Here is a 9,038-nt window from a genome sequence, read left to right as displayed (position 1 = left end):
TAAGGAGATGGGGAGTAGGGAGTAGGGAGTCGGGAGTCGGGAGTCGGGAGTAGGGAGTAGGGAGTCGGGAGTCGGGAGTCGGGAGTCGGGAGTCGGGAATCGGGAATTGGGAGTCGGTTAGTGATAAAGATGTAGTGGTTTAGCCCAGGTCTGGTAGCGGTGCGACCCCGCGCTTTTTAAAAGCGCTAGGGAACGCGCACCGTAAGGTTTCGGGAGCTAAAATCACTAGCTGTGTACCACTCCAATTTTTTGCCTCTTGCCTCTTGCCTCTTGCCTCTTGCCTTAGTGGTGCGTTACGGGGCGGACTATCTCAACGCTGGCTACAAGGTTGAAGATGAGGGCAAGTCCGCCCCTAACGCACCCTACGCACTGTTCCCGATTCCCGATTCCCGATTCCCGATTCCCGATTCCCGATTCCCGATTCCCGATTCCCTATTCTCTCGAATAAACTAATCTACTATAATAGTTTATTGCCCAAAAATTAATACTTAAGCAGACAGCTGCTAAAGTAAACAGAATGTAGGTGGGAGCCATCACTACTCCAATCATCAACCAACTATACACATGGAATAGCATTACCAAAGCTGGGATGCACGCAACTAAAGCAGCTTTCCGCACCTGAACTTGGGGATAACCAATCACAGTGAAAATGATGGTTTGCAAGGTCAGCAGCAAGTTAGCAGGAACTAAAATGGCACAGATCGCTACACAATGGTTACGGGAGAAATCACATAGGATATTAAAATCAAACATTTTAAAATTGCTAATATTATCGTAAGCATTCAGCCGTGAGCTAAAAGCTCACGCTACGCGAACAGCCGTCAGCCGTCAGCATTAGGCTCACGCTACGCTAACAGCTTTTTGGCACAGGCTTTGGCCTTGGCCTTTCGGCCACGCTACGCGAATGGCCACGCTGTGCGAACGATGCTGGGACTTCACTCAGCATTATTCCAATGCTTACTTGTTGTCTTGATGCAAAGCGCGAGTGGGGGAAACCCCCAAGACCGCTTAGGTGCGCTTACAGTCGTCGAATTAAATTCGCCACGGGTCGCACCTCTGCATCGCTTATTCAAAAGCTGAGAGCTGATAGCTGAGAGCTGATAGCTGAATACTTACACATTTCCTTATCAGTTTATACTCAAAGGTTTCACAGACATTGGGAATTGCTAAATATAGCATTTACAAATCTCCCCCCTCTCCCCACACTCTTCCCCCTACCCCCTACTCCCTACTCCCTACTCCCTACTCCCTAAAAAGCTAATCAAAAGGATAAGCCATCCTGTAAGGATCAACAATCTGGTCAAACTCAGTAGCAGAAACATAGCCTAATTCTAGGCAAGCTGCTTTGAGGGTAAGGTTCTTCTCAGAAGCATGGTGCGCCACTTCTGCAGCTTTGTCGTAACCGATGATTGGACTCAAAGCAGTGACTAGCATCAGGGACTGTTCCAGGAAATACTGGATTTTCTCTCGATTCGGTTCCAGTCCCTTCAGCAGGAAGTCTGTGAAATTGTTGCAGCTGTCAGCAAGTAGATGGACAGATTGGAGCAAGTTGAACACAATCATCGGCTTAAAGGTGTTCAACTCAAAGTGCCCCTGAGCACCAGCAAATGCGATCGCACTATCGTAGCCCATCACCTGAGTAGCAGCCATAGTCATCGCTTCGCACTGGGTCGGATTAACTTTCCCTGGCATAATCGAAGACCCTGGCTCATTGGATGGCAGTTTCAGTTCTCCAAATCCGCACCGTGGTCCACACCCTAGGAAACGGATATCATTAGCAATCTTCAATAACGAGCACCCTAGGGTTTTCAGGGCACCGCTAGCCATAACCATGTCATCATGAGCTGCTAGAGCCGCAAACTTGTTAGGAGCAGACACAAAGGGCAAGCCGGTCAACTTAGCAATATGCTCAGCAGCCTTTTCAGCAAACCCCTTGCCAGCATTTAAGCCAGTGCCGACAGCGGTTCCACCAATCGCCAACTCGTATAAGCCAGGAAGCACAGAGTCTATCCGTGCTAAATTAGCATCTAGCTGGGCAACGTAACCGGAAAACTCTTGACCCAAGGTTAACGGTACAGCATCTTGAAGGTGAGTGCGCCCAATTTTTGCTATATTATCCCATGCTTTCGCTTTCTCCTCTAGAGCATCCCGCATTTTCTTGACTTTGGGCATCAGTCCCTCATGAAGCGCTACCGCTGACGCGATGTGCATGGCCGTGGGAAAGGTATCATTAGAAGATTGGGACATATTGACGTGGTCATTGGGATGAATGGGTTTTTTGCTACCCATCACCCCCCCAGCTAGTTCAATAGCACGATTAGCAATCACCTCGTTCACGTTCATGTTGCACTGGGTACCACTACCAGTCATCCAAACACGGAGAGGGAAGTTACCGTCTAGCTGGCCTTCGATGACCTCTGTTGCTGCTTCAATGATTAACTGAGCTTTATCCTCTGGTAGTTTACCCAGTTCACAGTTAGTCAGAGCAGCCGCTTTTTTCAGAATAGCCATCGCTGTTATGACTTCCGGAGGGATAAAGTCTTGTCCAATCGAGAAATATTTTAGCGATCGCTGAGTTTGAGCGCCCCAATACCGATTAGCAGGAACTTCGATTTCCCCCATGCTATCGGTTTCTGTTCGCATCTTAGTCATCAGTGATATCAACTCCCCTTGCTTCCTTCGTTTATGGTATAGCACGGGGAGTAGGGAGTAGGGAGTAGGGATGCATGGCTTTTATGGTACTTCATGCTATGTTTAAAATGGCGATAGATATCAGCAACTTTGGTAATCGTTTATGGCTGTATTAAAACTTGATTATGATTTCCAAATCAATCATTAAAACCAATCTTAATTTATCATAAAAACCAAGACCAATCGGCTCTAGTTTAGACTGTTACCTGTTATCTTTGTATAGATTACCTCTTATAGTTAGTTTCAACTCAATAGAGTTTTTTATATAATAAGTGTAAGATAAATTCTAAATTATTAATTATTAATTCTAAATTCTAAATTCTAAATTCTAAATTCTTAATTATTAATGATGGAAGAATGGTTAATTTACAAGGAGTTTCGGTTTGAAGCTGCTCATCGCCTTCCCCATCATGACGGCAAATGTAGTCGGTTACATGGCCATAGCTGGGTGGGGCGAGTTTATGTCAAAGGTAATCAACTGATTGAGGAGGGTTCCAAACAGGGGATGATAATGGACTATGGAGATATCAAGACCTATCTCAAGCCTCTGTTGGATAACTTTTTGGATCATTATTACCTCAATGAGACAACCGGCTTGGAGAATCCTACTAGTGAAGCGATCGCCAAGTGGGTTTTTGAGCGACTTGAAGAAGCAGGTTTACCGGGATTGTATGCCGTTGAAATTCAAGAAACCTGTACCTCTGGTACGCGATATAGCAGAAGTCAGAAGTCAGAAGTCAGAAGTCAGAAGTCAGAAGTAAGCTATGACTAAGTTTCGGAGTTTAGTAATGTCAAACATCTGAAGGCGTAGTGCTATAGCGGTTTTTAGCATCATGAGGTACAAAAAATTTTACCTTTTTCCTCTTCGGACTTCACTAATTTATGCTCCCTGCTCCCTGCTCCCTGCTCCCTAAAAGCCAACAAATGTACCTTACTAGCTTAAAATACGCTATATAATTATCCTGAGTCAACAGCTTAGCTACCCGAATAGGAGTTGCCAACCGACAAATGCGATCGCTAAATCTGCAAGAACATGACTAACATAACCAGACCAGATTGAACGGTAGGTTAGATAGCACCACGACCATACCGCTCCAGCCATGAACACCCCTAATGAGCCAAGTATGACCACCAGCCAATCCTGGGTATAAAAGGTTAAAGCAATAATGTGATGGAGGGTAAACAGCAATGCACAAAGCAATACTGACCCAAGTCCGGGGATGAGAATCTGGCACTTGCTCCAGACAAACCAACGCCAGATATACTCTTCCAGGAAGGCATTAATAAAAGTCCAATACATCGCCCCGAGTACATAAATGTATGCACTAGTTATGCCAGCTTCTTGGGCTTGACTTTGAACATCCGTCTGATCAATCCAGTGCTGACCAAAAAGCCAATAAGCCCCAAGGATGATCCCAAACATCACCAGTCCCAAAATAGTTCCAGTCAACAACTCCTGTCCCTTCGGCAAGGATAAACGTAACTTGCCACGATCCACCCAGAAAAACCAAGCAAGAGGCAGTGCTAGTAACCAGACTTTGCAAAATGAGAATATTGCCTGCCCTAATGATCCTGGAGCAATATATAGTGCCATTGCTATACCGATACTCCCAGCAGGAACTAGCAGTAGCAAAGCCAATAGTGGATTTTTACCAGAGTCAGTCTTGAGCATTGAAAATTCTCCGGTGGTAACTTTATTGGTTATGCTAGAAGCTTTGCTGCAAACTATCGGTACGTTCTGTGCCAGTTGTACAACTTTCCTAAGGGTATAGCTAGGATAACGTCATGTCTTTAAACCTTTTTGCCATACTGCCCTCTTCCTTAGCCATAGTTTCGCTAATGTATATTTCCTGGCTCGGCAGTGGGATCACAATTCCCTCTTCTTCAAATCTTTCTTTGATAATTTGTCTGAGGTCACAATAGGCTGTCCAGTAATCCTCTCTTTTAGTATATACCATAAACCAAATGTTAACAGCATATTCAGCCAATTCACCGGTATCAATCCAAGGTCCAGGGTCTTCCAATACTAAAGGATGGGAGTTGGCAATATCCTTAAGAACTTGGATCGCTTCAGTAATACTATTGGCGTAGCTGATCCTAACTGTAATAAAGATAGCGCGGACGGGGCTAATGGTTTCATTCTCGATAACGTTACCCCAGACTGAGTTGTTCGGCACAATAATAATTTTATTTTGAGAAGTCTTGATGGTAGTGCAAATTAAGTTGACATCTTGAACCTTTCCTTTTACCCCAGCTACTTCAATGGTATCCCCCACATCGAAAGGTTTATAGAGTAAAATCATTAACCCATTGGCCAAGTTACCGAGGGTACTTTGGAACGCAAACGCTACCACAAAACCAGCAGCTCCAATCATAGCGATCAGTGGTCCAATACTGACCTCTAGGGCAGTAATCCCTACAAGAATACCCACCACAAATAATCCTTGGCGGGTTAGAGTAACCAAGAACTGACCCAGCATAACTGAGATATTCGGGAACATCCCCAAAGATTTCTCGAGGACTGTACTTAAGATCACCGAGAGGATGCTAAAGCCAGCAATGATTCCTAGACATTTGCCAATGTTATTGGCCCAGCGCTGACCTCCTTCTTTAGACTGGAGCCAGCCAACAATGGTAATCCAGGTTCCTTGAGTGTCGGTTACGTCAACCTTAATCCCACTGATGGCATTGACGTATTTTTTGTACAACTCGACATCACCACCTTTAGTTTCCAGCTCTTCAAGTACCACCTCAAAGCGTTCGCTCAAACCAGCCCGTTCATCCCGCAGTTTCGTGATGTTTACCAGTACTTGCTTTTTAACTTCGGTCTTGGCCTCGACCGCTTCTTCTATCTTTTCTTGAGCTTTTTCCAGTCCCTGTTCAGTCTTTTTCTGCTGTTGTTCATCCGTAACGACTTTGTTGCTAATTGTCCCAATCTGCTCTTGAACCTTAGCAACTTCCTCGTCTGAGGTTTTGGCTTTATCTTTCTCCTCTTCCGTACCTTCAACTGCTTTATCAATTGCCCCCTGCAAGGTTTTATCCTGCTGGGTCTTTTCTTCTTCTTTGACCGCTTCTTCTACTGACTTCTGAGCTTTTTCGAGAGCTTCCTTTGCTTCTTCCGCCGCGTCATTAGCTTCAACCCGACCTGATGGTGATGCCTCAGTCTCTATTTTTTCTTTAGTTTCTGTCGCTTCCTCAAGAGCTTCTTTGGCCTCTTCTAGGGCATCAACAGCTTCCTTAGATTGTTCAAGCTCTCGATTTTTGCGCTTGACAGCAATTTCCGCATCGCTGAGTTCTTTAACTTTAGTTTTAAGCAAGAACATCCACCCTTTAGCTTCACCCTCCAGCTCATCTAATGTCAAGGGCTTGAGCATTAGCTCTAGCTCCTCAATCGGAATAGTTGGATCTGCAGTTGTAACTGCTTTCTGATTGGGTGCATTAGTGCTTTGTTGAGCTTGGACAGGTAACCAGCATGTCCCAAGGATTAAGAGACTCCCAAACAAAATGCTAATTTTCTTTTGTCGGTAACGAATCATTAGTTTTTGGTGTTGATAAGACGTTAATGACGATGTGACCTGTACAGTTTGGTTTACTTTTCAGTGTTAATCAAAGAAGATGTAAGGTGTATAGTTTTTTTCACTGTTCAGTGTTAACCGTTAACTGTCAACAGTTGCTCCCGACCTTACCACCCGAAAATCGGCAGGGCTGTAACATTGCTCGATTTAGACTGAGGGGGGCAGATGAGAACAGGATAGGAGCTGAATTTTCCCCAACTATTCGGGGGAATTTTGACAGAATTTATCCCTTTATAATTCTCTCTATCTAACCAAGAAATTAAGATCCCGGGGCAATCCATAGTTAACATTTAACAGTTTACTTTAAATAGTCAACAATATATAAATAGCCTTTTATGGGATCAAATCAAGGGATGTGCTTATTGTTTACCAACATTTTTGGCAAACAAACACCTTGGACAAAAATTTTGCTTTGCCCAATCTTGCCTGATCAACGACTAGGATGTTATCACATTTTTATTTCCCCGAGTGTTAATTTTTGTTTCCATCATCCATGGCTTATGGTTTAACATCACTTTGAAAACGTGCGGAATTAGCAGCTTCTGCCGCAGCCACATCCCCTTTACCAAAAAAGGCAGGAAAAGGTTTGGGGAGCTCTAGTGCACGTTGAGTTGCAGGTCTGGCATCAATACGGTCAAACCAGGCTTGAAGGTTATTCAGCCCATCCACTGATACTTTCGCCCAGTAATAAGCTCGTGCCCAAGGATAAGTGGCCATATCTACAATCGTGAAGTCATCGCCAAGGATGTAAGTTTTCCCCTCAAGCTGCTGATCCAAGACTTCCAGCAGCCTGCGTGATTCTGTCCCATAGCGCTTGATGGCAAATTCATCACGATGCCCTTGAGGTTCAGCAATCCGCTGAAAGTACATCGCCTGACCCATAATCGGTCCAATGCCACTCATCTGAAACATCAGCCACTGAAGTGCTTGGGATCGGGCTTTTTCCCCCTCGGGAAGGAACTTCCCATATTTCTCGGCTAGATACCAAAGAATTGCACCCGACTCAAAAACAACAAAATTGTCGTTGCTACGATCCACGATGGTCGGAATACGCCCGTTAGGGTTAAGAGATTTGTACCAGTCTGACTTTTGTTCTTTTTTGGAAAAGTCAATATAGGTCATCTCATAGTCCACTTCTGCTTCTTCAAGAAAGATCAGCGGCTTCCATCCGTTCATAGTCGATGCGGTGTAGAGATGAATTTCAGCTTGTTTGGTCATGATTTTTCTTTGGATGAGATATTGACTAAGAATAAGTTTTAATGAGCTTTAGAGCACTGAGCAGACAGAGGCTCTGCTACTTCAACACCTAAATCATGGGCGGAGTCAAGAAACACCATCTTTAGGTGACTGATGTATCGGTCTCGGTCAGCGTCAAATTGTGGATTTTTGATCACGTTGTAGCAAGCGAAATGGGGCAATTCCTCGAAGCCACAAAACTCATGACTCTTAAGCATGGGCAGCAGCACCTCTTCTAGTGAGCGTCCTTCAAAGAAACTATTGGGATTATTAAAAACATCGGCGGGCGCATTCCATGTAGTAGACAGCATGAATTTCTTGCCATTCATCAGGCCACCCGATCCGTATGAGCCATCACTGTGCCCGAAAAACTCACCATAGGCGTAAACATCGTCTATGTAACGCTTCAGGATTGACGGCATCATGAACCAATACACTGGGTACTGAAAGATTACCCCATCAGCTTGCTTGAATTTCGCAATCTCCTCTGGAATGTTGTAGTCTTCTTCCACAACAGTGGTGAGTAGCTCGTATTGAGCTTTCAATATTTCCACCGCTATCTCGAAAAGACCTTGATTGTAGCGGCCTTTGGCGAACTCCTTAGTCTCTTTGCCCAAAATCAAAAGCAAAGTTTTCATGACTATTACTTCCCCCCATCAGATAATGTGTACAGTTATTGCTTCATGTATTGCTTCATGGTAAAAATTAAAGTTACTATAGTCAACTAGTATACGTTTAGTAACCAGGTATAAAAAATGAGTTCCGTCATGGACATGGAAACAGATAGCGATATCGACATCAAAACCAATAGCGATAGCGATCGCATCAAGAAAGCCATTGACCCCTGTCTCAGCCCCTGTCCAATCGAGCGTGGAATGAGGATTTTGGGTGGCAAATGGAAAGGATCGATTCTTTGGCATCTCAAGGATGGCCCGATGCGATTCAACGATCTGGCGCGCCAGATCGGCGGAGCTAGCAAAAAAATGGTGACCCAGCGGCTAAGAGAAATGGAGGATACGGGCTTAGTCAAGCGTAACGTCATCAGTACCAAGCCCATTGCTGTGGCCTATGAAATCACAGATTTTGGTCGAACAGCCCTCAGATTTCTGGAGGAGCTAAAGAAATGGGCAGAGGAATATAATATCTAATCTTTTAGCAGTTCTCAATTCGGTGAGGTAACCCGCCCTTGGGGTTAATGGGAGTCGAGAGTAGCGATGCATCGCTGTATCGCTTTTTCTATCAATCCTATGTTTACATCTCAAATAAAAATGCTATATTTTGTCATACTATTAATTGGTTTTTATCTTGGGTAAACCTCAAAAGCTAACTGGTGCCGATAAAAACACACGTTGAATTCCGCGAAAAAGTTCATGTGTCCGAGAATTACAGGCACGTCTTTAGACCTCTCCAAAAAACAAACTTATGGTAAAATAAGATAAAATTAATCACTTTTATCAACCTCAAAAACCATGAGCTACACTTGGAACTACATCCAAAAAAATCCTAAACAAACAAAAAGATTGCTAGGAATAAATT

Annotated in this window: 10 protein-coding genes; 4 read left to right on the top strand and 6 right to left on the bottom strand. The window is 44.2% G+C overall.

Going from position 1 to position 9,038, the window contains the following annotated elements; genetic code table 11:
- Window positions 1-231: 231 nt before the first annotated feature.
- Entirely contained in the window at window positions 232-453 is a 222-nt protein-coding gene (locus F6K20_RS12925) for a hypothetical protein (RefSeq protein WP_287294915.1), read from the top strand.
- Here the strand turns inward: F6K20_RS12925 and F6K20_RS12920 are convergent.
- Window positions 433-753 (bottom strand): hypothetical protein, encoded by a 321-nt coding sequence (locus F6K20_RS12920; RefSeq protein WP_287294913.1) that lies wholly within the window; start codon window positions 751-753, stop codon window positions 433-435. The genes F6K20_RS12925 and F6K20_RS12920 overlap by 21 nt on opposite strands.
- Before the next feature lie 108 nt (window positions 754-861).
- On the opposite strand from F6K20_RS12920, the gene F6K20_RS12915 reads away from it, so the two are divergent.
- Window positions 862-1,080: a hypothetical protein gene (locus tag F6K20_RS12915; RefSeq protein WP_287263787.1), complete on the top strand. Its 219-nt coding sequence runs from the start codon at window positions 862-864 to the stop codon at window positions 1,078-1,080.
- A 177-nt stretch (window positions 1,081-1,257) separates the two neighbouring features.
- Here F6K20_RS12915 and fumC read toward each other — a convergent pair whose 3' ends face one another.
- Complete coding sequence (gene fumC, locus F6K20_RS12910) at window positions 1,258-2,652, bottom strand: class II fumarate hydratase (protein WP_008184647.1); 1,395 nt, start codon at window positions 2,650-2,652, stop codon at window positions 1,258-1,260.
- A 388-nt stretch (window positions 2,653-3,040) separates the two neighbouring features.
- On the opposite strand from fumC, the gene queD reads away from it, so the two are divergent.
- Window positions 3,041-3,463, top strand: coding sequence for a 6-carboxytetrahydropterin synthase QueD (gene queD, locus F6K20_RS12905; RefSeq protein WP_131827399.1), 423 nt, complete (start codon window positions 3,041-3,043; stop codon window positions 3,461-3,463).
- Window positions 3,464-3,670: 207 nt separating this feature from the next.
- On the opposite strand, the gene F6K20_RS12900 is transcribed toward queD, so the two are convergent.
- From F6K20_RS12900 to F6K20_RS12885, 4 genes are all read right to left on the bottom strand, one after another.
- Window positions 3,671-4,363, bottom strand: a complete 693-nt coding sequence (locus F6K20_RS12900; protein ID WP_008184641.1) for a CPBP family intramembrane glutamic endopeptidase — start codon at window positions 4,361-4,363, stop codon at window positions 3,671-3,673.
- A gap of 100 nt (window positions 4,364-4,463) precedes the next feature.
- Window positions 4,464-6,227 (bottom strand): mechanosensitive ion channel domain-containing protein, encoded by a 1,764-nt coding sequence (locus F6K20_RS12895; RefSeq protein ID WP_008184639.1) that lies wholly within the window; start codon window positions 6,225-6,227, stop codon window positions 4,464-4,466.
- 537 nt (window positions 6,228-6,764) lie between these two features.
- The gene (locus F6K20_RS12890) at window positions 6,765-7,484 is read right to left on the bottom strand and encodes a glutathione S-transferase family protein (RefSeq protein ID WP_008184637.1); all 720 of its coding nucleotides are present in this window, start codon (window positions 7,482-7,484) and stop codon (window positions 6,765-6,767) included.
- A gap of 38 nt (window positions 7,485-7,522) precedes the next feature.
- Complete coding sequence (locus F6K20_RS12885; RefSeq protein WP_008184635.1) at window positions 7,523-8,140, bottom strand: NAD(P)H-dependent oxidoreductase; 618 nt, start codon at window positions 8,138-8,140, stop codon at window positions 7,523-7,525.
- A 135-nt stretch (window positions 8,141-8,275) separates the two neighbouring features.
- On the opposite strand from F6K20_RS12885, the gene F6K20_RS12880 reads away from it, so the two are divergent.
- Window positions 8,276-8,650 (top strand): winged helix-turn-helix transcriptional regulator, encoded by a 375-nt coding sequence (locus F6K20_RS12880; RefSeq protein ID WP_165691884.1) that lies wholly within the window; start codon window positions 8,276-8,278, stop codon window positions 8,648-8,650.
- The last annotated feature ends 388 nt before the right edge of the window (window positions 8,651-9,038 follow it).

This window comes from Moorena sp. SIO2C4 (assembly GCF_010672485.1).
GTDB classification, from domain to species: Bacteria; Cyanobacteriota; Cyanobacteriia; order Cyanobacteriales; family Coleofasciculaceae; genus Moorena; species Moorena producens.
Note: the sequence above shows the minus strand (reverse complement) of the source record. Positions and strands in the feature narration are given on the sequence as shown.

Coding starts and splice junctions, on each gene's coding strand:
- F6K20_RS12920 (WP_287294913.1), bottom strand. CDS start 753: ATGTTTGATTTTAATATCCTATGTGATTTCTCCCGTAACCATTGTGTA.
- fumC (WP_008184647.1), bottom strand. CDS start 2,652: ATGACTAAGATGCGAACAGAAACCGATAGCATGGGGGAAATCGAAGTT.
- queD (WP_131827399.1), top strand. CDS start 3,041: ATGGAAGAATGGTTAATTTACAAGGAGTTTCGGTTTGAAGCTGCTCAT.
- F6K20_RS12900 (WP_008184641.1), bottom strand. CDS start 4,363: ATGCTCAAGACTGACTCTGGTAAAAATCCACTATTGGCTTTGCTACTG.
- F6K20_RS12895 (WP_008184639.1), bottom strand. CDS start 6,227: ATGATTCGTTACCGACAAAAGAAAATTAGCATTTTGTTTGGGAGTCTC.
- F6K20_RS12890 (WP_008184637.1), bottom strand. CDS start 7,484: ATGACCAAACAAGCTGAAATTCATCTCTACACCGCATCGACTATGAAC.
- F6K20_RS12885 (WP_008184635.1), bottom strand. CDS start 8,140: ATGAAAACTTTGCTTTTGATTTTGGGCAAAGAGACTAAGGAGTTCGCC.
- F6K20_RS12880 (WP_165691884.1), top strand. CDS start 8,276: ATGGAAACAGATAGCGATATCGACATCAAAACCAATAGCGATAGCGAT.